12 protein-coding genes are annotated in these 24,599 nt (G+C 56.7%); 7 read left to right on the top strand and 5 right to left on the bottom strand.

Annotated features, from left to right (window positions below; genetic code table 11):
• Positions 1 to 3: 3 nt before the first annotated feature.
• The 6 genes from trbL (at position 4) to R8G34_23455 (ending at position 4,976) form a co-directional block, all read left to right on the top strand.
• Positions 4 to 1,290 (top strand): P-type conjugative transfer protein TrbL, encoded by a 1,287-nt coding sequence (gene trbL, locus R8G34_23480; protein ID MDW3225815.1) that lies wholly within the window; start codon positions 4 to 6, stop codon positions 1,288 to 1,290.
• Positions 1,290 to 1,973, top strand: a complete 684-nt coding sequence (gene trbF / locus R8G34_23475; protein MDW3225814.1) for a conjugal transfer protein TrbF — start codon at positions 1,290 to 1,292, stop codon at positions 1,971 to 1,973. The genes trbL and trbF overlap by 1 nt, the downstream gene beginning before the upstream one ends.
• The gene (trbG, locus tag R8G34_23470; protein ID MDW3225813.1) at positions 1,970 to 2,950 is read left to right on the top strand and encodes a P-type conjugative transfer protein TrbG; all 981 of its coding nucleotides are present in this window, start codon (positions 1,970 to 1,972) and stop codon (positions 2,948 to 2,950) included. The genes trbF and trbG overlap by 4 nt, the downstream gene beginning before the upstream one ends.
• Positions 2,947 to 4,146: a TrbI/VirB10 family protein gene (locus R8G34_23465; GenBank protein MDW3225812.1), complete on the top strand. Its 1,200-nt coding sequence runs from the start codon at positions 2,947 to 2,949 to the stop codon at positions 4,144 to 4,146. Before trbG ends, R8G34_23465 begins: the two co-directional genes overlap by 4 nt.
• Positions 4,143 to 4,418 carry a DUF2274 domain-containing protein gene (locus R8G34_23460; protein MDW3225811.1) on the top strand — a complete coding sequence of 92 codons (276 nt, stop codon included), beginning with the start codon at positions 4,143 to 4,145 and terminating at the stop codon, positions 4,416 to 4,418. Before R8G34_23465 ends, R8G34_23460 begins: the two co-directional genes overlap by 4 nt.
• Positions 4,419 to 4,739: 321 nt before the next feature.
• On the top strand, positions 4,740 to 4,976 hold the full coding sequence (locus tag R8G34_23455) for a transposase domain-containing protein (protein ID MDW3225810.1): 237 nt from the start codon (positions 4,740 to 4,742) through the stop codon (positions 4,974 to 4,976).
• Here R8G34_23455 and R8G34_23450 read toward each other — a convergent pair.
• On the bottom strand, positions 4,973 to 5,326 hold the full coding sequence (locus R8G34_23450) for a hypothetical protein (GenBank protein ID MDW3225809.1): 354 nt from the start codon (positions 5,324 to 5,326) through the stop codon (positions 4,973 to 4,975). The genes R8G34_23455 and R8G34_23450 overlap by 4 nt on opposite strands.
• Before the next feature lie 320 nt (positions 5,327 to 5,646).
• Positions 5,647 to 20,838 (bottom strand): Ig-like domain-containing protein, encoded by a 15,192-nt coding sequence (locus tag R8G34_23445; GenBank protein MDW3225808.1) that lies wholly within the window; start codon positions 20,836 to 20,838, stop codon positions 5,647 to 5,649.
• 232 nt (positions 20,839 to 21,070) lie between these two features.
• Here R8G34_23445 and R8G34_23440 point away from each other — a divergent pair, with 232 nt between their 5' ends.
• A complete protein-coding gene (locus R8G34_23440; GenBank protein MDW3225807.1) occupies positions 21,071 to 21,577 on the top strand; it encodes a hypothetical protein in 507 nt (168 codons plus the stop codon).
• 1,115 nt (positions 21,578 to 22,692) lie between these two features.
• Here R8G34_23440 and R8G34_23435 read toward each other — a convergent pair.
• The 3 genes from R8G34_23435 to R8G34_23425 form a co-directional block, all read right to left on the bottom strand.
• Positions 22,693 to 23,202 (bottom strand): anthrone oxygenase family protein, encoded by a 510-nt coding sequence (locus tag R8G34_23435; protein ID MDW3225806.1) that lies wholly within the window; start codon positions 23,200 to 23,202, stop codon positions 22,693 to 22,695.
• 62 nt (positions 23,203 to 23,264) lie between these two features.
• Positions 23,265 to 23,672 carry a DUF4345 domain-containing protein gene (locus R8G34_23430; GenBank protein MDW3225805.1) on the bottom strand — a complete coding sequence of 136 codons (408 nt, stop codon included), beginning with the start codon at positions 23,670 to 23,672 and terminating at the stop codon, positions 23,265 to 23,267.
• A gap of 29 nt (positions 23,673 to 23,701) precedes the next feature.
• On the bottom strand, positions 23,702 to 24,529 hold the full coding sequence (locus R8G34_23425) for an NmrA family NAD(P)-binding protein (protein MDW3225804.1): 828 nt from the start codon (positions 24,527 to 24,529) through the stop codon (positions 23,702 to 23,704).
• Between the last annotated feature and the right edge of the window lie 70 nt (positions 24,530 to 24,599).

The following is a 24,599-nucleotide window of genomic DNA, read 5'->3' as shown; positions in this document are numbered from 1 at the left end:
GCGATGGGCGGCGTCAGTGTCATCGACCGGTTTCTCGAGGTCTTCGCCTCCTACATCGATTCCGGCTTCGGCCTTCTGGGTGGCGACGTCGCCTTCCTCGCCACCACGCTGATCGTCATCGACATCACGCTGGCCGCGCTGTTCTGGGCTTGGGGTGCGGATGACGACATCATCGCCCGGCTGGTGAAAAAGACCCTCTTCGTCGGGGTCTTCGCCTATATCATCGGCAACTGGAACACGCTGGCCCGGATCGTTTTCGACAGTTTTGCGGGCCTTGGCCTGGTCGCCACCGGCGGCACCATTTCCGCCGGTGAACTGCTGCAGCCCGGGCGCATCGCGCAGGTGGGGCTCGAGGCCGGTCAGCCGATCCTCGCCTCCATCGCCGACCTCTCCGGGTTCGTCGCCGTCTTCGAGAACTTCATCCAGATCGGGATCCTGTTCTTCGCCTGGCTGGTGGTGCTGCTCTCGTTCTTCATCCTCGCGATCCAGCTTTTCGTCACCTTGATCGAATTCAAGCTGGCCACGCTGGCGGGCTTCATCCTCGTGCCCTTCGGCCTATTCAACAAGACCGCCTTCATGGCCGAGCGAGTGCTGGGCCTCGTCATTTCTTCGGGTGTCAAGGTTCTGGTGCTGGCCGTCATCGTCGGCATCGGCTCCACTATCTTCAGCGAGTTCACCGCCGGGTTTGCGGGCGAGCCCACGATCAACGACGCGATGTCAGTGGTCCTCGGCGCGTTGGCGCTCCTCGCCCTCGGTATCTTCGGCCCCGGCATCGCCAATGGCATTGTCTCGGGCGGGCCGCAGCTTGGCGCAGGCGCCGCGGTCGGCACCGGTATCGCCGTTGGCGGGGCCGCGGTCGCCGGTGTCGCCGGAACCCGAATGGCCCTTGGCACCGGAGGTGCCGCCCTGCGCGGTGCCAGCGCTATCGGCAGCGGAACCGCGACCGCCTATCAGCTTGGCGCGGCCTCGCGCAGCACAGCGTTGGGCAAGTCCGTCGGAGGCGTGGCCTCTATCGGCAAAACCGGTGCCGTCGCCGCGTTCAGCCCGCTCCGGCGCGCGATCTCGGAAGGCGCGCAGTCCGGCGCCCGCGCAGCCTATGCCGCTACCGGGGGACGGATGGCGGGTGGTGCCCTGCCCTCCCCGGCCAATGACGGCCCACCCGACTGGGCGCGCCGGATGAAGCGCCAGCAATCCCTTCAACACGGCCTCTCGACCGCCAATCATGTCATCCGCTCCGGCGATCATGGCGGCGGCGGCACGGTCGTCAGCCTCTCCGAAAGGTCCTCCTGATGTTCCGACGCCCCAGTGTCCGCTACGGCACCACACCCGAGCCCGTCACCCCCTACCAGAAGGCCGCCCAGGTCTGGGACGAGCGCATCGGCTCGGCGCGCGTCCAAGCCCGCAATTGGCGCCTCATGGCGATGGGCTGCCTCGCCCTCTCCGCCGGGCTCAGCGCGGCGCTCGCCTGGCAATCGACGCGCAGCAGCGTCGTCCCCTACGTGGTCGAGGTCGACAATCTCGGTGCGGCACAGGCCGTCGCCCCGGCGCTCGCCGAGTATCGCCCGACCGATCCGCAGATCGCCTGGCACCTCGCCCGCTTCGTCGAGCATGTCCGGCAGGTCCCGGCCGATCCGATCGTGCTGCGCCAGAACTGGCTGCGTGCCTACGATTTCGCCACGGATCGCGGCGCTGTCGCGCTAAACGACCATGCCCGGGTGAACGATCCCTTCGCGCAGGTCGGCGACACGCAGATTTCCATCGAGGTCTCGAGTGTCATTCGCGCCTCTGACACGAGCTTCCGCGTCGCCTGGATCGAGCGGCGCTACGAAAACGGTCAGCTCGCCACAACCGAACGCTGGACCGCCATCCTGACCGTCGTGATCCAGCCGCCGCGCGATGCAGAGCGCCTGCGGGCCAACCCGCTCGGCGTCTATGTCCATGCCATCAACTGGTCGAGGGAAAATGCCCAATGAGACGACTTCGCCCCATCCCCGTTCTTCTCCTCGCGGCCACCGCGCTGACCGCCTGCACGGGGCAACGCCCGCCCGAAATCGCCTATGACGACCACGTTCCGGCCCTCGCGCCGCCGCCGGCACCGCCCCCGGCCGAGGGGCCGCCCCGCCCGGTTCACACACCGCCTGCCTGGACGCCCTCCCGCGGCGGCGATCCGGAAGCGGACACACCGGAAGCCCGCATCATCGCCGCCAATGCCGCCGCCCGCGTCGAGCCCCGCCAGCAGGGCTATTATAACGCCATGCAGGTTTTCCCGTGGAGCGAGGGCGCGCTCTACCAGATCTATGCAGCACCCGGCCAGATCACGAATATCGCGCTCGAACCTGGCGAACGCCTGACCGGCCCAGGCCCGATCGCCGCGGGCGACACCGCGCGCTGGATCATCGGCGACACTATAAGCGGGTCGGGCCGCAGCGAGCGTGTCCATATCCTCGTGAAACCCACCCGCCCCGACATCTCCACCAATCTCGTCGTCAACACCGACCGGCGCAGCTATCACATCGAGTTGCACGCCGACGAGGACACCTGGATGCCCAGCGTTGCATGGGCCTATCCGGAGATGCGATCCACGCCCCGCACCCCGACAATCCGCCGTCCCGCGATCCCGCCCGAGGCCGACCGGCACTATCGCTATGGCCTGCATGGCGACACGCCACCCTGGCAGCCGGTCTCCGTCTTCGACGATGGACGGCGTGTCTATGTCGTCTTCCCCCCCGGCATCGCCCAAGGCGAGATGCCCCCGCTCTTCGTGATCGGCGCGGATGGGCGCGGCCAGATCGTAAACACCCGCGTGTTCGGCAATGTGCTGATCGTCGACCGCCTGTTCGGGGCCGCAGAACTGCGTCTCGGCGAAAGACAACAGCAGGTCGTGCGGATCATACGGACGGATAGCGCTCAAAGCCCACCGCGCGCGCCACAGCCGGAGGCGGAGCGATGACACAAATCCCTGATATCCAAGAGCCGACACGGACCGAGGAAGACATCGCCCAGGAGCTCCGCCTCAGGCCCGATCCGCCCCGTGTCATGCGCCTGTCCCGCCGGGTCATCGCCCTTGCCACCGCCATCGGCGGACTTGGCCTTGGCGCAATCCTGATCATGGCCCTGCAGAAAAACCGGCAGGAGGGCGAGCAGACCGAGCTCTTTTCCACCGAACGCATTCAAGCGGCTGAAGGACTGTCCACACTGCCTCGGGATTACGCCGATGTCCCGCGTCTCGGTCCGCCCTTGCCCGGTGAGCTGGGCCGCGCCATCCTTGGGGCACAAGATCGCGGCCAGCCGGTCCCGGCACCGCCCCTTTCCGGTCCCTTGGCCTCCACAGTCGATCCCGAGGAACAACGCCGCCTTCAGGAACTCGACGCCGCCCGACTGAGCGCCCTTTTCGCGGAGGCGCAAACCGTGCCGCGCGGTGGAGCACAGGCCACACCGACCTCCCCCGCGACCGGCGCGTTCTTCCCCTCAGCTTTGGGCAGCCCGATAGCAAACGATCCGATTTCGGGCCGGGAGGCGTTCCTCACCCGTCCCGGAGATACGGAAACCGTGAGTGCACAACGTATCACGGCACCGCCCAGCCCCTACATCCTGCAGGGCGGAACGGTGATCCCTGCCGCCCTGATCACCGGCCTGCGCTCCGATCTACCCGGCCAGATCTCGGCCCAGGTAACCTCGAATGTCTATGACAGCCCCTCCGGGCGGTTCCTACTGATCCCTCAAGGCGCACGTCTGCTGGGAGAATACGACAGCCGCATCGCATCCGGCCAAAGTCGCCTGCTCCTCGTCTGGACCCGCCTCATCCTGCCGGATGGTCGCTCCATTGTGCTGGAACGCGCGCCCGGCACTGACGGAACAGGCGCGTCCGGCCTGCAGGACCGGGTCAACTACCATTGGGGTCGCGTCTTCCTCGCCGCGGGCCTCGCCACGATCCTGAACCTCGGCCTGGAAAGCGGGGCCGACAGCGAGGATGACGTCGCCCGCGCCATCCGCGAGGCCGCACAAGACACCATCGGACGGACCGGAGACGAGATCGTCCGGCAGCAGCTCGCCGTCCCGCCGACACTGACCATCCGACCGGGCTTCCCCGTCCGCGTCATGGTCACCCGCGACCTGATCCTCGAGCCCTTGGGAGAAGTCCAATGACGAAGCTTAAGCTTGGTCCGATCCATGACGACAAACCGGTCAAGCTGACCGTGGAACTTCCCGCCGACGTCCACCGCGACCTCTGCGACTATGCAGCGGTCCTGGGCAACCAGACCGGACAAGATCTGGAGCCTGCGCGCCTCGTTGCCCCAATGCTCGACCGCTTCATGTCCACAGACCGCGGGTTCGCCGCAGCGCGCAAGGCGGGATCGCGGGCGAACCGCAAGAAGCCGCTGGACGCGCAACCGCAATCCGATGGCGAGGAAGGTTAGGCAACTTTGGTCGTAGATCCCGAGGCGGATCGATTTGCACACGGATCGCACATTGGCACGCCCTACAAGCTTCAGACCGCTATGAAGTCGGTCCGATCCTCCATGGACCGGACTCCGTGAGGACAAATCACCTCCAACTGTTTTTCGTTCAACGCATCATCGTGAACAAACCATGGCATTTCCGATTGCAATGTAAACCGACGGTATCAACATCATACTTAAGGATGGGACGTCATTAAAAGAGTTTACGCTAAACCTAAGGAAGCTGTACGCAGTGCACTCCTCCCTGGTCATGATGCAGAGGCGCAAAACTGAGTTGTCATCGCATCGCTGATCGAAAACTGCAAGCTCAACGGAAGCGAACCACACGCCTATCTATCCGGTGCCCTGACTGCCGTCGCCAAGGAATACAAGCAGATGAACATCAATAAGCTACTACCTTGTAATTATGCCAAGCCCGTACGACCGGCGCACCAGTCTCACTTCATTGGGGGAGTATCGATGCAAACACTCGAAGGTGGGCGCGTGCGCTTTTCCGTGGAGCGCGTATCGACCTAAGTAATCCGTGTTATGCGCCAAATGAACTCTGCAGTTTCGCCCGGCGAAGGAACGCCAAAACCTGTTGAGGAGTCGCCCACCGACGGATTATCTTTAAAAAACAGATTCCTAAGGATCGCCAATCCTTCACCGCCGCCATTTTGAAGCAAAGTGCCTTCTTCTGGGGTCGTTGCTTCCGTGTAATAACCTCGCGACACTGGAAATATCCTTTCTATGTCAACCCCTTGAGCCTTCCAATTGCCGATAGGGCGACCATCTGGCAATTTTCCACTTAGCGCAAGAAGCTCCAAGGAAAATTTGACGCCCTCGACCGAAGTTTCGGCGCCATTGATCTCAATTTCAAGGTTCATGAATTGGCCCTCCAAAAAAATGTGTCGTTATTTGAAACCCGCCGTGTTGAGCTTGGCAGGAGCTTGTCACGCTGCCTGAACGACGTTACGCCTTGAGAGGAATTCGTCGAAGTGTGTGACCTTGCGGTCGGCGATTTGGCTCAAAACGTTGTGAGTCAGATTTAAAGATCAAATTCCTTCAGTTTGGCGCCTTTTATCAGTGTGCAGTCTATTGCCATGGTAGTGAAACAGTCTCGGCAAGCAGGTCAGCGTCTATTGCGTGACCACCATCTTTTTCGACGCCAAGAGCATTATCAATGCACCAAAACATGTATATTCGCTCACACAAAATCAAAGACAAAATCGTCGGCCAGATTAAAGTCCCCGGCTTCAGCCGTTGCATCTGTTGTGACGCGGAGAGCGAGCGTGTTGGCGTCTTTTTCGATGAGTTCGAAGGCTTTGTTGCCCGCCAGATCGAAGCCCTGGAAGTCGTCGAAGGCGCCGGTGAAGCCGCTGGAGGCGGTCAGGATGATGAACTCGTCGCCGATCTCGGCATCGAAGTCCGCCGCGATGTCGAGCGCGAGCGTGCCCATCTGATCGAGCGCGCCGTTCACGCGGATCAGACCGTTCGAGACATCCGTCCCACTGCCCGAGAGGCCCACGGCCAGGGTGCCGCGTTCGGTCAGCTCAATTCCTTCGCTCAGCCACAGATCACCGTCCGATGTCGCCCCGAGCACACCTTCAAGGGCGGCAATGTCATCGGCCCGAAGCGTGCCGTTGTCGGCAACGATCGCACCCTCGACAAGGAACTCGTCAAGGTCGTTGCCTGACCGGACGAAGCCCTCGCCGGTGATCTCCATATCGACACCGATCGTGACGATCTCGGAACCGCTGAGTTGGCCATTCAGATAGACGTAGTTCTGCTGGCTGTTTGACAGCGGCGCATTCGCATCCGACAAGCGGATCGTGCCTGTTCCGTCAATCACCTGCTCTCCGGTAAAGTAGAGATATGACCAAGCGTTCGGACTCGCCGAGATCTCGAGTTCGCTATTCAGCGTCAGACCGTTCTCGATAAACGCAGTTACAAAATTGCCGCCAAACGCCGTCTCCATATTGAGAGTAACTGCGTCCAGCGTTGCACTGCTGCCAATCGTCAGTTCTCCCGTTTGGCTCGTCGTCGCCTCAAAGACTGTGTTCTCGATCCGATCACGAAGCGCAACAATACCGTCGCTTGCATCCACCGTTAGGGCTTCACCCTGATTATCGATATCGGTCAGCGTCAACTCGCCATCCCGTCCGACAACCGTACCGAGGATCTGCAGACTGTCTTCTGCCCGGTTTGCCTCAAGCCGACCTGTCCCGGTGATCTCGAGACCCGCGCCAAAGGTAAGAACCTCTGCATCTGCCGACTGGCTCAGAAGCTGGATGCGGTTGTCAAAGCTGCCCGACGGCGCATTCGCCCGCGTCAGATCGATGCTGCCCGTGCCGTCGATGGTCTGCTCACCGTTCACGTAGAGGTACGCAGATCGGCTCGTGCCTGAGGCCAATTCCATCCGTGCATTCAGTGTCAGGCCGTCCTCGAGATAGGCGTTAACTGAACTCGTGACACTGCCAAGGGCAGCGTCCATGTTGAACGTCACATCCTCCATCCGCAGACCGCTGCGCAGCCCAACCGAACCGATCCCGGTCACCACCGTATTCTCAACAATGTCACTAAAGAACACACGGCCTTCACTGGCATCAACAGTCAGTGTTTCATCAGCATTGTCCACGCGTTCCAAGAACAATGTACCATTTTCAATCCCTTTGGCTTCGCCAAGGATCTGGATCCGGTCCTCACTCCGGTTCGTTGTAACCGTACCATCGCCAAGGATCGTCAGATCTTCTCCAAAGGTCAGGGTCTCGCGCTCCGTCGAGAACTGGCTGCGCAATTGGACAAAGTTGCGTCCCGACAGGGCCTCATCGCCAATCGCATTCGCCCGACTCAGCAGGATTTCACCAGAACCAGCAATCGTTTGCTCACCGTTGAGATACAAATAAGACGTCCGCTGCTGCGTTGCCGCAACTGACAGTTCACCCTCAACCGTCAGGTCCTCATTCACAGAGAGCTGGCCAGAAGCATTTACCGTGACGCCTTCAATCTCGGCCTCGCCGGTGACCGTTAGCCCGTTCACAGTCGCATTCTGGATCCGCGTCGCCCCGGCGCCACCGAGCGTGATATCAGTATAGGTCCAACCATCCGTCAACCGAACATCCGCCCCAGAAGCAACATCCAGAACGGTATTCTCAGTCAGTCCAAGGTTGATCCATCCACCGCCAGCACTGTCGAGTGACAGCGTCTCACCAACATTATCAACATATTGAACAGACAGCTGCCCCCCGACTGCGGTCACATCGCCAAGAATCTGATATCGATCCTCGCCACGTTCCACATAGATCCGGCCCTGACCCTCAATCGACAGATCAGCGCCTAGAACAGCCGTCTCTCGAACATTGGTTTCCAGGCTATCGAGATACAAAGACGCGCGCGTATCAGAGCCGTCCAAAACAATCTTGCCCGACCCGTCAACAACTTGGTCACCCTGCAGGTAAATCTGCGCAGTCCGGTTCGCGAGCGAGACAACGCTCAGCTCACCATCAACTGTCAAACCATCCCGAGCAAACAAACGCGCCGTCGAGAACTCCCAGGACACCTCTCCATCAACCAACAAATCAACATTCGACCAAGTCCCACCTGTGATCGTCGCGGCATCTGCGCCGACAAAGGCTGCGTTCAGTATCTGATCGGTGTAGTTCTGGTTCAGGTTTGGCAGAACCGGGTCGGCTGGTAAGTCGCTGCGCGTCAACTGTTGACCACCCAGATCAGTCGCCACAACCCGCGCAAAGATCGAGTTCCCGCTTTCGATCAGTGCAATGCTGCGCGTGTCGTCAATGACGAAGCCAGTAACGGCATCGAAGCCATCAATGTTGAAGTCGCCGTTTGTGCGAATGATCTCGAACTCAGTGCCAATTCCAGCATCGAAGTCGGCTGCGATGTCCAGGTTCAACGTGCCGTCTCGGCGCAGCAGCCCAGATACGTTCAACAGACCACTGGTCGCATCAAGCCCCGCTCCAGAGAACGCGATCGTCAGATCTGTGCTGTCCGCAAAACTCAAATCACGGTCCGTATTCAGCAATGCGGAGGCATCCACCGACATGCCGCCATCAACGTCACTCACACCCTGCAGAGACAAAGAGCCGCCGGTTGCGACCACATCGCCTTGCAGGTCGATGACATCCCCGGCCGAGACGGTGATGTTCCCGGTGCCGCGTAGCGTCATGTCGGCGCCGATTGTAAACACTTCCATATCGGAGCTCAGGCCGGTGAAGTTGATGGTGTTCCGTACAGACCGGCCATCAATCGCATTTTCATCCGACAGCAGGATTGTCCCATCGCCGTCAAATCCCTGCGGGCCCACAACATTCAAGGTTGCCGTCGCAAATTCCGAACCGGCAAAGGTCAGATCGCTCCCCGTGAGTGTCAGACCTTCACGCAACGTGACGGTTTGGTTCGAGAACTCAGCCTCGAACCGGGCGTCCATGCCAAGTTCCACGTCCTTGAGGATCAGACCGTTCAGCAGTTGGGCAAACCCGGTGTTCCCTGTCGCGGCAATAAGCGCTGTGTGCGAGACACTTTCTGCGAGCCGCAAAGCGCCTCCCGTTGCGTTCACTGTCAACGCCGCATCGCCGTTGTCTATGTCGTGCAGTGTCAGAGACCCGCCATCTACAACGACTTCACCCAGGATACGAATGGCATCACCAGCATCATCCGCTGAGATTGTGCCAGTTCCCTGAAGCGTGATGTCCTCACCAAAGGTCAGAACTTCCTCGGTAGAACTCACCCCGTTCAGACGGATTGCATTGCTGGTTGTCCCGGCCGGGTTGGCAGACAATGAGATGGTGCCCATTCCGTCTACGTTTTGCGTACCGAGGAACTCCAATTCAGCCAGATTGCTGAAGCCTTGGAGCCCCAAATTGGCATCCTGCAGTGTCAGGCCAGAATAAACATCGACTCGGTTCTGAGCCGAGCTGGCATCAACAAGCGCATCCATGGAAAAGGTCACGCCGTCCAATGACGTCCCGTTCAGGATGTTCAGCGCACCGGTCGTGCCATTCACCGCTTCAAACACCGTGTCGCGTGTCCAGGACCCGATGGTCACCGATCCTTCCGACGCGTCTACCAAGACACTCGCACCATCATTGTCCAAGTCGCGCACGGTCAAGGCACTGCCGTCCACACCAACAAGCGTGCCAAGCATCTTGATACTGTCGACACCCGTCTGGCTCACCCCGATGGAGGCATGTCCTTGTAGCGTGATCCCTTCTGCAATCGTCAGCGTTTCTTCGCCATTCGACAGAGTGCTCAATGTCACCGTATGTTGTACCGACTGGCCAAAGCCGCTGTCGCGTACAAAATCGATAACACCCGTCCCGGAGACTGTCTGCGTGCCTTGATACGTTGTCGACACACGCGCCTGTTGCGAGCCGCTCTGGGTCAGCGTGACACCACCCAGCTCAACGCCCTGTTCAATGGTAAAGTTCCGGTTCGAAGAGAGAGCCTGAACAGACGTGTCCGTCTTGAACGTGACATTCTCAAACGTGCTTGGACCGTTGCCCGTTGAGTTGTCCCCAACGATGTTGGCATCCGAGAGACGCGCTTGCCCATCTTGCAGAATGACGTCCGTTTTCTCGAAAGGCGGACGGGCCTCTGGCACAAACGGATCTCTATCGATGAACCCGCGATCTCTGGCCGTTGCATCTGTTGTGACGCGGAGAGCGAGCGTGTTGGCGTCTTTTTCGATGAGTTCGAAGGCTTTGTTGCCCGCCAGATCGAAGCCCTGGAAGTCGTCGAAGGCGCCGGTGAAGCCGCTGGAGGCGGTCAGGATGATGAACTCGTCGCCGATCTCGGCATCGAAGTCCGCCGCGATGTCGAGCGCGAGCGTGCCCATCTGATCGAGCGCGCCGTTCACGCGGATCAGACCGTTCGAGACATCCGTCCCACTGCCCGAGAGGCCCACGGCCAGGGTGCCGCGTTCGGTCAGCTCAATTCCTTCGCTCAGCCACAGATCACCGTCCGATGTCGCCCCGAGCACACCTTCAAGGGCGGCAATGTCATCGGCCCGAAGCGTGCCGTTGTCGGCAACGATCGCACCCTCGACAAGGAACTCGTCAAGGTCGTTGCCTGACCGGACGAAGCCCTCGCCGGTGATCTCCATATCGACACCGATCGTGACGATCTCGGAACCGCTGAGTTGGCCATTCAGATAGACGTAGTTCTGCTGGCTGTTTGACAGCGGCGCATTCGCATCCGACAAGCGGATCGTGCCTGTTCCGTCAATCACCTGCTCTCCGGTAAAGTAGAGATATGACCAAGCGTTCGGACTCGCCGAGATCTCGAGTTCGCTATTCAGCGTCAGACCGTTCTCGATAAACGCAGTTACAAAATTGCCGCCAAACGCCGTCTCCATATTGAGAGTAACTGCGTCCAGCGTTGCACTGCTGCCAATCGTCAGTTCTCCCGTTTGGCTCGTCGTCGCCTCAAAGACTGTGTTCTCGATCCGATCACGAAGCGCAACAATACCGTCGCTTGCATCCACCGTTAGGGCTTCACCCTGATTATCGATATCGGTCAGCGTCAACTCGCCATCCCGTCCGACAACCGTACCGAGGATCTGCAGACTGTCTTCTGCCCGGTTTGCCTCAAGCCGACCTGTCCCGGTGATCTCGAGACCCGCGCCAAAGGTAAGAACCTCTGCATCTGCCGACTGGCTCAGAAGCTGGATGCGGTTGTCAAAGCTGCCCGACGGCGCATTCGCCCGCGTCAGATCGATGCTGCCCGTGCCGTCGATGGTCTGCTCACCGTTCACGTAGAGGTACGCAGATCGGCTCGTGCCTGAGGCCAATTCCATCCGTGCATTCAGTGTCAGGCCGTCCTCGAGATAGGCGTTAACTGAACTCGTGACACTGCCAAGGGCAGCGTCCATGTTGAACGTCACATCCTCCATCCGCAGACCGCTGCGCAGCCCAACCGAACCGATCCCGGTCACCACCGTATTCTCAACAATGTCACTAAAGAACACACGGCCTTCACTGGCATCAACAGTCAGTGTTTCATCAGCATTGTCCACGCGTTCCAAGAACAATGTACCATTTTCAATCCCTTTGGCTTCGCCAAGGATCTGGATCCGGTCCTCACTCCGGTTCGTTGTAACCGTACCATCGCCAAGGATCGTCAGATCTTCTCCAAAGGTCAGGGTCTCGCGCTCCGTCGAGAACTGGCTGCGCAATTGGACAAAGTTGCGTCCCGACAGGGCCTCATCGCCAATCGCATTCGCCCGACTCAGCAGGATTTCACCAGAACCAGCAATCGTTTGCTCACCGTTGAGATACAAATAAGACGTCCGCTGCTGCGTTGCCGCAACTGACAGTTCACCCTCAACCGTCAGGTCCTCATTCACAGAGAGCTGGCCAGAAGCATTTACCGTGACGCCTTCAATCTCGGCCTCGCCGGTGACCGTTAGCCCGTTCACAGTCGCATTCTGGATCCGCGTCGCCCCGGCGCCACCGAGCGTGATATCAGTATAGGTCCAACCATCCGTCAACCGAACATCCGCCCCAGAAGCAACATCCAGAACGGTATTCTCAGTCAGTCCAAGGTTGATCCATCCACCGCCAGCACTGTCGAGTGACAGCGTCTCACCAACATTATCAACATATTGAACAGACAGCTGCCCCCCGACTGCGGTCACATCGCCAAGAATCTGATATCGATCCTCGCCACGTTCCACATAGATCCGGCCCTGACCCTCAATCGACAGATCAGCGCCTAGAACAGCCGTCTCTCGAACATTGGTTTCCAGGCTATCGAGATACAAAGACGCGCGCGTATCAGAGCCGTCCAAAACAATCTTGCCCGACCCGTCAACAACTTGGTCACCCTGCAGGTAAATCTGCGCAGTCCGGTTCGCGAGCGAGACAACGCTCAGCTCACCATCAACTGTCAAACCATCCCGAGCAAACAAACGCGCCGTCGAGAACTCCCAGGACACCTCTCCATCAACCAACAAATCAACATTCGACCAAGTCCCACCTGTGATGTTGGCTAAAAAGTCCGAACTCCCGTTGACTTCAGTGTCCTTCAGCGTCCCTCCAGATGTTCGCAGGACACCGTTGCTTCCTTCGATCAACCCGGCTTGCAGGGTGCCACTTTGAACGTCCAACGTTCCGGTAAGAACAATTCTCTCTACTTCAGTGCTTAGGTTTCGATAAACAACGGTAGAGCCTTCATTGAGCACTAAGGCCACACCGTCTGTATCTGTGGGCAGCGCCCCATCGCGCCACTTTGAAACGTCACCCCAGTCACCACCACTGGCATCTGTCCAAACGGCTGTTGCGTCGACAACCTCCAAGCTTTGCGAGACAACGGAACCACCGACTGGATTACCCGCGAGATCTTTAACGGAAGTGAGGTCAACCGAAAGGTCGTATAAGCCAAGATCAAGCGTTCCAAAGTCAAACTGAACGATCCTGTCGGAACCAAGGATATCAACCGAAACCGCTTCGATCACAGCACTACTTGCGTCAGTCAGCGTCGCCAAAGCAGTGCTCACCGAAGAAACATCGATGGCCTCATTGAACACCACACGAACAGTGGTGCCGTCTACAAGAGTAAGCCCTCCATCACTCGGCGTCAGGCGGATGATCTCCGGTGGTGTGATATCTTCAATAATATCAAACTCAATCGGGTCACTAACGGCTATGTTTCCACCCGTGTCAGTGGCCCGAACTTGGAAACTGCCTTGCGTGACCCCGTCAGCGAGATTGGGAACGCGGAATTTCAGATCGTATGGGATCGATAGGTCCGTACGCACAACCTCGCCATTGACCAACAGTTCCACTTTTTGAATCTGCACATCGTCGGTCAAATTGATCGGCAAACGGACGTCCGTACCTTCTTCGATCTGGATGCCGTCAGTTTCCGGATCGGCATCGATATCAAACGGTTCAAACTCAATATTCGGCGCAACACCATTGGTATCGAAACCGAGCGCGTTAATTACGTGGAAGTTGCCGCTCGCATCGCCGACATAAACGAAACCTGCTGAGACGACCGTTGCCGTTGGGGCAGCATCCAGATCAAAACGCGTAACAAATTGGTCTGTTTGTGTGGGATCGCTATTGTCCACGATCATGACGCTGTTGGTGCCGAATACACCGCCAAGACGACCGACAGTGATACCAATTCCATTGCCAGCGTCAGCGAAATCCGTGCCTGACAATGAGCGATCATCAGGGCCGCTCAACACGCTCATATTTCCCGGGTCGGAAATGTCGATTGTGCCAAAGCCAGCGTTGAACCCAGCGTCTGCAGGTACATAGAGGACGCCATCGGAGGCAAAGAGTTTGTCAGAGCGCAGTCCGTTTGCCCAGGACTGGCCAGAAAGGCTCAAGGTGCCGCGCAAGTTCAGCACGTCATCGACCACATCGAACACGCTCAGTGTATTCGCATTATCGATCACGTAGAGCAGTCCGCTTTCCATCGTCATGGCGCGGACGTTGCTTGCGCTGGAGGGCAGGTCTTCGCGCTGGAGACGGTCGCCGGTCACGAGGTCGTAGACAAGGATCTCACCATCATCCGCCGCGTAAAGGCGTCCGCTGTCCACTTCGATCTGGCTGACGGACTCGCCGATTGTGGCAACCAGCTGCGGGTCTGTGGGCGTAGAGACGTCCAGAATTTGGATGCTGGACCCCGTTGCGACCGCGGCCAAAGCCAATTGCCCATCGACTGCAACATCCACGGCGCTACCCGGCGTGTCGTACTGCACCAAAAGTCGCGGCGCTGTGCGTTCTGACAAATCGAGAACAGACAGACCCGCCGAACCGGAGGCGACAAAGGCAATTGTCTCTTCTCCCGGAATGTCGGCAGTGATCGCGATTTCTTCTACAGCACCGGATAAAGGGATCGTGTCGACAATGCCGGTGGTGGTTATAAAACCGCTGAGGGGATCAAGGTCGTTTTCGACTTCAAATCCATCTAAAAGGCCGTCGGAATCTGTGTCTGCTAATTCGTCCGAGGTGCCGATTATGTCCTCTAAAAATGCATTCAATCCGTCTGAATCCAAATCGACTTCGCCAGATGAAACAACCGCGTAGCCAGACACTCCAACGGTGCCACTTGAAGCATCTCCAGAAATGCTACCTAAGGCCGCAGTTCCCGTCACCGCGTCAAAAATTCTAATCGATAAATTTTCTCGTTCCGGAACAAAAACCTCGAATTCTGATAGGCTACCTACTTCATACCCATTGAGGATCTTTTCTTCAGACTGATATACCGCGTAAAAGAACCCAGACTTGAACGGCCTACCCTCTAATTCAACGGCAGGAGTTTCTACCAGGCTATCAGCTGAAGTAGCCTTCCCTGCATGCAAAAACTGGAGTAGATCAAATGAAATCCAATTAGCAGATGGGCTTTCCCCATTTATTGGTACAGTTCCTGTCAGAGCACTTGATGAAGCCAGCGCAAATGTCGCAGCTTGGGGTTGCAGAAATCTCTGTGCAGAAGGAGATTGCTGCTGTTCGGGTCCATCGAGGTTAATACTGTCCCGATAGTCTAGCCGAATCTGATACTCTTGAGCATTTCCGCTCTGATCAAGGTCATACAGAATCTTATCCTGACCAGATTTTGTACTGTCGTTCAAATCGAACTTGTATGTTTCCTCCATCCGTATCCGATAATCGATACTCGAGGAACCGCCATCACGGTTTACAGTAACGTCTATTTGAATGTCGTCGTTTGAAACCACCCCCCATGAATTCTTAAGGTTCTCAGTTGCACCAGAATAAAATGATGCGCCTGGAATTAACTCATTATCATCTCTTACTGCGGACAAATCTGGGTTAAACGAGAAGTCTTCTAGGTCTGGGTTTTCTTTTATCCTTTTGTTAACCTCTTGAAGTATTTCGTTAATCATATCTTGATGAGAATTTGATTCCTTGAAATCCTCTCCCATCTCTGAATTCTCATCATAGATCAAAGGAGGCTTCTCACCTGGCGGGAAGTCATCCAAGTAGTAAACAATATTGTCCGCCGCGTAATTTTTGCCCTCGTCAAAATCATATAGAGGAGCGAAAGTTCGAACGGCCAACTCTTTCAGGTTATCGATGATACCCGGTTCATTCGGCTGGATAGGACCAAAGGGATCATCGAACGTACAAACGGCGCCAGGAGGAGTCATACCATGCCACCCCGGTTTAGTGATCCCCGTACCCGGGTCTGTCGTCACCGTAAGCCCGTCAGCGCTCACAGTACCGGTGCCCTCGATAACCAAACGCCCCGTGGTGTGGTCAAACGACAGAAGGTTCAGCTTCGTCCCCGGTGCCGCATCGAAGACATTCGGCAAGGTCAATTCAGCCGGGGTCGTGAAGACGGCGCTGTCGGGGGCCTGGATGGTCAAATCGAAGGTGTGCTGCATCAGCCCGGCGGGCAGCATGTCCATGACCAGTTCAGGCGGCACGGTCGAAATGCCGACCATCGGGTCTTCGACCGGGTTGCCATGCTCGTCAACGGCACTTCCGGGTTGGATCACCAGTTTGACCTGAGACCGCTCCTCCGCCGTCAAATCCTGCGCCGCAGCGACAGGCATACCAATTTCGGTGATTTCAGTATCTGAGACTTCCTGAAGGATATCCTCCGACACGCGCGGCAGATAAACCTCCCCACGCCCTTCAACCGCATCACGCTGTTCACCCGTGTTCATCGCGGCCATCAGCGTATTCGCTTGCCCCGGCACGATGTTGGCATCCATGACCATTTCGGGCCAGAAGATCCCCTCGGGTGCGTTCGTCGCAGTCCGCCCATCCACGGCAATCTTGACATTGCCCGAAGGCACCTCGGTCAGTTCAAAATAGCCGTTCTCATCTGTGACAACCTTGATGTGCTCAAGACCTAGGATGAATACCGTTGCCCCTTCAATGGGGGACTTGAAGATATCGTCATCGGTATAGTCAGCACCGTCTGGCCCCGCCGAATAGTCATCCACGGTCATGGGCTTGAGGTCATTGCCTGGGTCGACGATAAAGCCCGAAATGGTCGTATTGGGTACAGTTGTTGTGGAAACCGTTGTAAAACTGGAGCTTAATGCGCCGCCATCCTCGCCATCGGTATCTCCGTCAAGGGGCGTGCCGTCCAGTGCCTTAATATCGTCGCCCAACATATTGAGCGTAATGGTATTTGATCCCGGCATTGGATCGTCGGGAAAGAGCCATGCTTTCAGGCCCTCTTCTCCAAGGCGAACGTTCGCGGCAATTTTGTTTCCTGCAGCATCCGACAGGAAGAAGGTATCCGGGGTCAACGTTTCAGGGTCTACCGGCCTTGAGAAATGCACCTCGGGCCTAAACGTCGATCCGACATCGTCGGCACCCTCTGCTGGCAGGACCGATGTGACAATGAACGGAAGGGCCTCTTCCAGAACCAACTTGATTTCTTCAGACTTTGAATTGCCGGCCGCGTCACTCGCGATTACGCGCACCGTATGAGAACCGGCCCCAATGTTTGAAAGGTTTAGCCCGCTATCAAACGCTCCCGTCGATTGATTGAATGAAACATTGAACGTTTGACCACCGTCAATCTGGTAGGCCAGTGCAACAATTGGTGCCCCGGTGCCGTCGACGGTACCCGTTAGGCGCGCATTAGGCCCGTTCAGGCTACCTTCCGTAAGGCTCGAAAAGGTAAAGTCGGGATCAAGAGTGTCAACAACAATTGTGGAAGTGACCGTGTTCGAAACATTCCCGGCGCCGTCCTCTGCCGAGAACTCCAGAGTGTATGTCCCGTCTTCGCGTTCTGCGCCCAATTCGACATCGAACGATCCATTCTCATCAAGAGAAACATTTTGACTTTGCGGGGCTTCTCCATTGGCTGAATTGTCGATTGTAACGGAAAGCTTGGAAACGCCCGACAACAGATCGAGCGCAGCGCCACTGACCGCGAATGGCAGTTCATTTGTAAACCCAAAGGAAACGTCCAAGACTATCGTCGGCGCGGTCGTATCTGTTTGGCTATTGAACGCCTCAAGAGCCCACTGCGCGACCTCGGCACCTTGGTCCAATCCAATTTCATTGGAGAAACCGAAGTGCACGCCCCCCCAAAGGCGACTGTCTGCATTCTCCTGAGCAGCCTCCCAAAAAGACGAGAACAAGCGTTCCACCCCAGCAAGCCCTAAGCTCTCGGTGGCAAATGAATACTCACCATAAAGTTCTGTCAGGACTTCCGCTGCTGCGCCGGACGCCGCCGCGTGACCCGACACATATTCTGGGTGTGCCGGAGCAAACATGAGTGGCTGCCAGTCAGGATCTTGAGTCGTTCCAGCATTTCCATCGCTGCCAGCTTGCCGGATAGCGTCTTCAGGTCGCCACAATGTGTAAGTGTATTTTGTGTCCCATGCGGCAATCATTGCATCCGAAATGGAAACGTTGAGCATCGCAAGCGCGCGGGCTGCCTCGGCCGATCCAGTTCCCTCATCCTTCATGAGGTCGGTGGCAATCGAATTCCAATGACCTGGCGTCGTTTCCGTGCCTCGACCATCTTTCCAAAAGCGTGCAGCCTCAGTCTGATCCAATGTCCTTTCGGTACTATCTGTTGAGCCTATAACCCGGACTTCCTCCACGGCATCAGCATATTCGGAACTGGACAAAACAGGTGGCGCATCAACGCGAAACTGATCAGAAGACTGCAAAGCCCAAGTGTTCATTGACGCCCATTGTGGATCGATAGCAGGTTCGAAGAGCGGACCTGTTTCGCGCCACTGACCAGGATCTTCGCTACCGCTGACCGTTTCAAAGTCGTCCCATCCGTCTGCATCCCGGATTTCGATCAACCTCTCCGCAACAGCCTGCCCCAGCGCTATGCCCGCGTCTTCTGCGGCACCATTAGGAACACCTGCAAGCGCTTCAGCCAAATAGGCATCCAATTCGTCTTGGAAAGCTGGATATGCATAGCTGAGAACAAGATACGATGCCTGCGCAACTGCTGCTGACAGATTCACATCCCCGGAAACATCTTCCTGAACGAGAAACGCAGGGGCGTTATCAATCGCAGCAATGACATCGTGGACTGCCACCGATTGCAAGGCCAGTATTCGCGACGCTCCGGTTGCTCCTTCGGCGTTGTCGGCAATCGCCTCCAGCGTGATATCGTTCCAGACAAGCACGGGTTGGCCTTCAACGGCGCCAATCCCGGTAATTGCCAGTTCGGTTTGGCTAGAGTTCCCAGCTAAATCGACCGAAGTCAGCGAAATCAGGTTTTCGCCTTCCGCCACCGGCACTCCGTTAAGCGTAAAAGTTCCATCAACAGATACTACGGTGGAAACTCCACTCGCGGTGACGCTTGCACCTGGTTCGCCTTCGCCGGTCAACCTGACGGATCTCAAGGCGGTAACGCCGTCCCCACGTATTCCGGTATCCGACGATGCTGCCAGCCCGACATCGTTAAGAGCAGGAACGGTAGTATCCAAAACAAAGGTGATCTCTTCCGCCTCACCTTGCTGTCCTGCGTTATCTTCGGCAAACACGGAAACAGTAATCTCGCCGTCAGGAAGAGAACTCCCAGCAGCTTGCTCCAAAAGGTCTTGAGTTAACTCAAATGCGTCTCCGTCCAATCCGACGGATGCATCAAATTGGGGGCCGCCATTTACGCTAACAAAGAGCTTTTCAGTTCCAGTGTCGGTCAGCTGCCCAACAAGCACAGGATCATTCGTGATTAAATCAACTTCAGATCCGCCACTATCATTGGAAAGCCCGATGCTCGAAACTTCAGATCCGCCGCTTTCCGTCCCCTCGATTTCAATGCTTGATGTGGAGCTGTTGCCAGCAAGGTCGGTCGCTGTGAACGCGATCGTGTTCACACCTGTCTCGATCGCGATCCCGCTGATCGAAAAGTCGCCGTTCTCGTCCGCAACTATTTCCTGACCCGCCGCAGAGACTGTTGCACCAGCTTCAGTTTTGCCTGTCAGCGTGATCTCACGAAGATCGGTTTTGCCGTCGCCCAACTCACCTGTGTCCGAGGCAACATCCAAAGCAAGATCCGAAATAGCGGGATCAGAACGATCCAACTCCAGACCTACCGAAACCACTTCAGAAGAAAGCCCGTCGGCGTCAACAGCGCGTAGATCGAACGTCGTTGCCCCATCGGTGAGCTCCGCAAACTCTGTCGGATCAATTGTAAAGCTGCCATCGGGATTCAAGGCAGCACTGACATCGACTTCCGTGCCGCCGTTGATGACGAGGAAAAGGCCGACAATCTCTGTGTCACCGCTTACCTGACCAGCAACGCTTGGATCGGATGTCACACCGTCGCCATCGGTGCCGGTGTCCTGAACCAGGTTGGCAGACACGACAGGTGGGTCGCTGGGTTCTTCCGTCCCCTCGATTTCAATGCTTGATGTGGAGCTGTTGCCAGCAAGGTCGGTCGCTGTGAACGCGATCGTGTTCACACCTGTCTCGATCGCGATCCCGCTGATCGAAAAGTCGCCGTTCTCGTCCGCAACTATTTCCTGACCCGCCGCAGAGACTGTTGCACCAGCTTCAGTTTTGCCTGTCAGCGTGATCTCACGAAGATCGGTTTTGCCGTCGCCCAACTCACCTGTGTCCGAGGCAACATCCAAAGCAAGATCCGAAATAGCGGGATCAGAACGATCCAACTCCAGACCTACCGAAACCACTTCAGAAGAAAGCCCGTCGGCGTCAACAGCGCGTAGATCGAACGTCGTTGCCCCATCGGTGAGCTCCGCAAACTCTGTCGGATCAATTGTAAAGCTGCCATCGGGATTCAAGGCAGCACTGACATCGACTTCCGTGCCGCCGTTGATGACGAGGAAAAGGCCGACAATCTCTGTGTCACCGCTTACCTGACCAGCAACGCTTGGATCGGATGTCACACCGTCGCCATCGGTGCCGGTGTCCTGAACCAGGTTGGCAGACACGACAGGTGGCTGACTTGTTTCACCAAAATCAACCGCTGTCGCCAAAGCATCAGTTGACATGACACCTTGTAAGATCAAGAACTTGCTTGGAGCCAATTGAAGCATCAATCCAGATGGCGTCACAAACGCAGGAATGTCGCTGACCGACGAATAATCGAAGCCAACAAGTCGAAGCGTATCTTCGCTCGGGTCAAAGTCAGTAATCGTGTTATAGTTCACTTCGCTCGGGTCACCGAGGTCAGTTGCGTCGAAAACGAATGTATCCGAACCTGCGCCCCCAGACAAAATGTTCGATCCAGCACCGCCGGCTAGCGTATCATTCCCTGCGCCAGTAGCGATATAGTCATTCCCGGCACCACCTTTGACCGCGTCATTGCCTGATCCTGTGAGAATAACGTCATCGCCACCACCACCATCGATCGCTTCATTCCGCGTTGACGCAAAACGGTACTCTTGATCGTCTCCGTCAGTCAGGTTTTCAAATGGCGCATCATCGAATGAGTCGCGATCGATAGACATAATTCATTCTCCCATAAACGGGTGGTCGCCCCACCGATGGTCGAGCAGTTTGAAATTCATTGATTTGACCTCTAGCGATCTTACGCGCTGAAGGTCGTGCTTACAGAACTCTTATGCTCTGCGCGCTCGCTGCACAAAGCAGCCCACTGACAAAAGGACGGAAACAAGAAGCCAGCCAGTTGCTGGCAACGGAATCGGCGCAACGCTCGTATCTGTTGCCGAAAAAACTGAAATGCCCGTCGCTGGATCGAAGAATGGGGCGCTCAGGCTAAGCCCCGCTACTGTAATAAGCACACTCGAAATATCAGCGACAAATAGCTCACTCGACGAAGCATCTTCAAAAAGCACTTCGATCAAAGAGGCCGAAGAACGAAAGTCTTGCACTGTTCCACCCAATGCAACTGATGGCGGAAATCCCAATCCGGTAAAGGAGACTGAACCGGTTCCGTCCGAAGCCAAAGAAATTGAAGGGAATAGCAATGCACTGCTAACTGTGTCCGTAACAGATGGGCCAAAAGACGAGACGCTTATGCCGCTCGATGTAGATGAGAGAACCGCCGACCCACTAATGATCGAAGAAGATCGATCAATGTCCAAAGCGGAAAACGTGGCTGCAAAAGCTGATTGTGCACCAAATAATATGAGAAAACAAACAAGAGTTGGCTTCAAAAACCCAACGAAACGCGAAAAAAACAAAATACAATCCCCCAAAATCCACAGCTTCAACGTGCACGAGTGATCACATTTGTGTCAACAAGATTCGAGCAAAATCTTGCCTATCGCTTTTGAAATTCTGATCTCTCGCACTAAGCGATGCGAAGGATAGGTATCATTCAGCAACGTCAATCACGCGACTGCCGGCAGCGAGTTACTGCAGTGCTTGTAGCGGTGATCACACAGCGTTGCGCACGTGGGCTTCAAACATATCCCGAGCGAACCGAATTGCCCGCGACGCAGCGCGAAATCACACGACTAGAATATGAACATGCGCTGCACACTACGCCCTTTAAATCACTGAAATAAAACAACAATATTTGCCATCCATCATGGACGCACAAGATAGTCTCGCTGCCGTGGTGGCTGCGTTGTTGGGCATTCCTAGCTCTCCTATGGTCCGCGATGCAGATGTCACGGCCATGATGCACACATACTGCACAGGAATTGGGGCAGTCCAGCCCCCCGAGGGTAAAGAAAGGTGAGCGGCGGTGTTTGGTTGGAAAGATGATCCCGAACGCCTGCTCTACTGCCATAGCCAGACGGCAATGGACGCTCAAAAAACCTCGAGAAAGAAGCTGGCTCTCGACGACTCGATTTGTTCACACCAATCACTGACATTTATATGCGACTTTCGTTCCGCTATGCTTTTCCAGCCAACTATCAACGTGCAGCTCAAAGTCATTGCCAAAACCGGACCTAAGTTTGCTCAGCGGCGAATGCTCGGTCTGAGCCCATTGCGGAAGTGATACATTCTCGCTGCGTGCGCTCGCAGCAGAGAAAATGCGGCAGATGCACCGTTATCTGTGCCCCTAAGCTGCAAGCAGACCGGACATTCAAGCAAGACGCAGTGAGACCGAGGCAGTGAACTCACGGCTTGCGCGAATGAACTGTTCCGGAAAAACGATCATAGTCTCTGGTGCGTACCCGCATATAACTTAACACGATCTAAGGTCTGCTGATGACTTACATCAGTGATATTTCAAAGGGGCATTGATTGTCCGAGCGACGACTTCCGTATGCATTGGACTCTTTGCCTGTCAAAATATAATCGGACATTCCAGATGTCCTTTCTCTTCCGCGAATTGGTCCTGTTTGTCTGGCGAACCAGCCACCACATCTGAGGCGACCGATCCAAGATTAGGCGAGGCGCATCTGCACGTGCGTCAACCAGATAAGCCCAATGAGCACCAGTGCGGCCGAAACTGCGCAAGCGACGGTACGTATCGTGTTCCACATGGTCCAGCGCGGCAAATAGGTGTTGGTCCAATAATCCTTGGTCGTATCAGAGGTCAGATCCATGCCGGCCAACGCTTCGTTCATCGGCACGTTGAAGAACACTGTGACCGCGAAACAACCCAGAAGATAGACGACCGCGCCGATCAGGATGAGCGTTCCCGGACCGCCAGCCAGGTTCGTCACGCTATAGATCACAACGAAAACTGAGACGACAGCCATGCCGAGGAAGAGGGCCATGAAAATCCAACGAAATACTTCGCGGTTAATCACTTGCATTGCTTCTACTCCACCAACGCCGCCGGTATGGGCAAGAGAACGCATGATGAAATCTGAGAATGCCAGGAACACGCCGCCGATAAGAGCGTAGGCGACGATAGAGACTTGTAGAACAACGAAGATAAAGGGGGACATAGGGACTACTCCTTATGGATTTGGACAGCAGCGTGCCGGAAGGTCCGCGCCGTATATGCGGATCAGGTTGTTGCGACGGTGCGCCCCACCCGACGGCGGAAGGCAACGATGCACAGACCTGCGATGGCGATTTCCAGCACCAGTGCGCCAATGATGCCGCCCGATGGGACTCCGTCGACCGCAAGACCGACCAGCCGACCCATTGGAAAGGCAAGGAAAACGATCAGTGTCGCCGCGACTGCCAATTGGGCCATCGTAGCGCGCCAGATGCCGATAAGCATGAGAGCGCCTAGGGTCAAAAGGCCTGCTGCCGGGGCGCGAAGCTCGCTGAGCAAACTTGGATCATCGTTGAGTGTGATACCGTAGCCGGCATAAAAGGCGTGGGGCGCGACCATGATGAAGCCGCCAATGCCGACAGCGGTCAGGCCAGAGATGGCGAGCGTAGTTTTTTCTAAGAGTGTTAAAGACATGAGACATTCTTTCTATTGATGGATTTCGGTCAGGCGGCAGTGATCCACGCCGATAGAGAGGCCGCAGCAGCCGCAAATTGAGCAAAGTCGCGAGGTTTGCGCCCAAGTGCACGTTCGACGCCGTCGTTGGTGTGTGCATTGCGCCCATCGAGTGTTTCGCGCGCGATTGCGGTGAAGACGTCGGCGACGAAATCATCACCGGACGCGGCCACATTGACGTGGAACTCCTCAAACGTAATGGGGATGTGCTGGATCGTCCGACCGGTGGCTTGCGTCAGCACGCCGGCCATCTCGGCGAACGTCATCAGGCGCGGGCCAGTGACTTCATACAGTTCACCAATGTGCCCCTTTTCTGTCAGCGCCGCGACGGCGACATCCGCAATGTCGTCAATGTCGATGATTGGCTCTGCGATGTCGCCACCGGGCATTGGAAGTATACCACCTAGGATCGGATCGCGCAGGTAGCCTTCGCTGAAATTCTGCGCAAACCAGGCGGACCGTACAAGGGTAAATGGAATGCCAGAGTGGCGTACAACGTCCTCTCCGAGGCGGGCATGATGCTCACCGCGACCCGACAGCAGAACGAGATGCTGAAGCCCGCTGGCGGCAGCAACCTTGGTGAAGGCTTCGAGTTTCTCGACCGCTCCGGGGAAGGCGAGGTCAGGAAAGTATGTGACGTAGGCTTTGGAGACGCCGCTCAATGCTGGTGCCCAGGTGGCGGGATTTTCCCAGTCGAATGGCGTGGCCGAACCGCGCGAGCCGCGGCGCACGTCAACGCCTTTGCCTTCCAGCTTGGCCGCAACACGCGCGCCGGTCTTACCGGTTGCGCCGACGACGAGAGTGGGTCGGGTGGTCATGGTTTTCTCCTTGGGTGAGTTTTTGTGACCAAGGAATAGGCCACGCGGAGGCCTCAGATATTGACCGAGA

This window comes from Paracoccaceae bacterium (assembly GCA_033344815.1).
In the GTDB taxonomy this organism is placed as follows: Bacteria; Pseudomonadota; Alphaproteobacteria; order Rhodobacterales; family Rhodobacteraceae; genus Roseobacter.
The sequence above is the reverse complement of the archived record's forward strand: the minus strand, read 5'-3'. Positions and strand labels throughout refer to the sequence as shown.

What these genes read in the sequence shown, in the direction of transcription:
- trbL (MDW3225815.1), top strand. Translation starts at nt 4, where the DNA reads ATGGGCGGCGTCAGTGTCATCGACCGGTTTCTCGAGGTCTTCGCCTCC.
- trbF (MDW3225814.1), top strand. Translation starts at nt 1,290, where the DNA reads ATGTTCCGACGCCCCAGTGTCCGCTACGGCACCACACCCGAGCCCGTC.
- trbG (MDW3225813.1), top strand. Translation starts at nt 1,970, where the DNA reads ATGAGACGACTTCGCCCCATCCCCGTTCTTCTCCTCGCGGCCACCGCG.
- R8G34_23465 (MDW3225812.1), top strand. Translation starts at nt 2,947, where the DNA reads ATGACACAAATCCCTGATATCCAAGAGCCGACACGGACCGAGGAAGAC.
- R8G34_23460 (MDW3225811.1), top strand. Translation starts at nt 4,143, where the DNA reads ATGACGAAGCTTAAGCTTGGTCCGATCCATGACGACAAACCGGTCAAG.
- R8G34_23450 (MDW3225809.1), bottom strand. Translation starts at nt 5,326, where the DNA reads ATGAACCTTGAAATTGAGATCAATGGCGCCGAAACTTCGGTCGAGGGC.
- R8G34_23445 (MDW3225808.1), bottom strand. Translation starts at nt 20,838, where the DNA reads ATGTCTATCGATCGCGACTCATTCGATGATGCGCCATTTGAAAACCTG.
- R8G34_23440 (MDW3225807.1), top strand. Translation starts at nt 21,071, where the DNA reads ATGCCCGTCGCTGGATCGAAGAATGGGGCGCTCAGGCTAAGCCCCGCT.
- R8G34_23435 (MDW3225806.1), bottom strand. Translation starts at nt 23,202, where the DNA reads ATGTCCCCCTTTATCTTCGTTGTTCTACAAGTCTCTATCGTCGCCTAC.
- R8G34_23430 (MDW3225805.1), bottom strand. Translation starts at nt 23,672, where the DNA reads ATGTCTTTAACACTCTTAGAAAAAACTACGCTCGCCATCTCTGGCCTG.
- R8G34_23425 (MDW3225804.1), bottom strand. Translation starts at nt 24,529, where the DNA reads ATGACCACCCGACCCACTCTCGTCGTCGGCGCAACCGGTAAGACCGGC.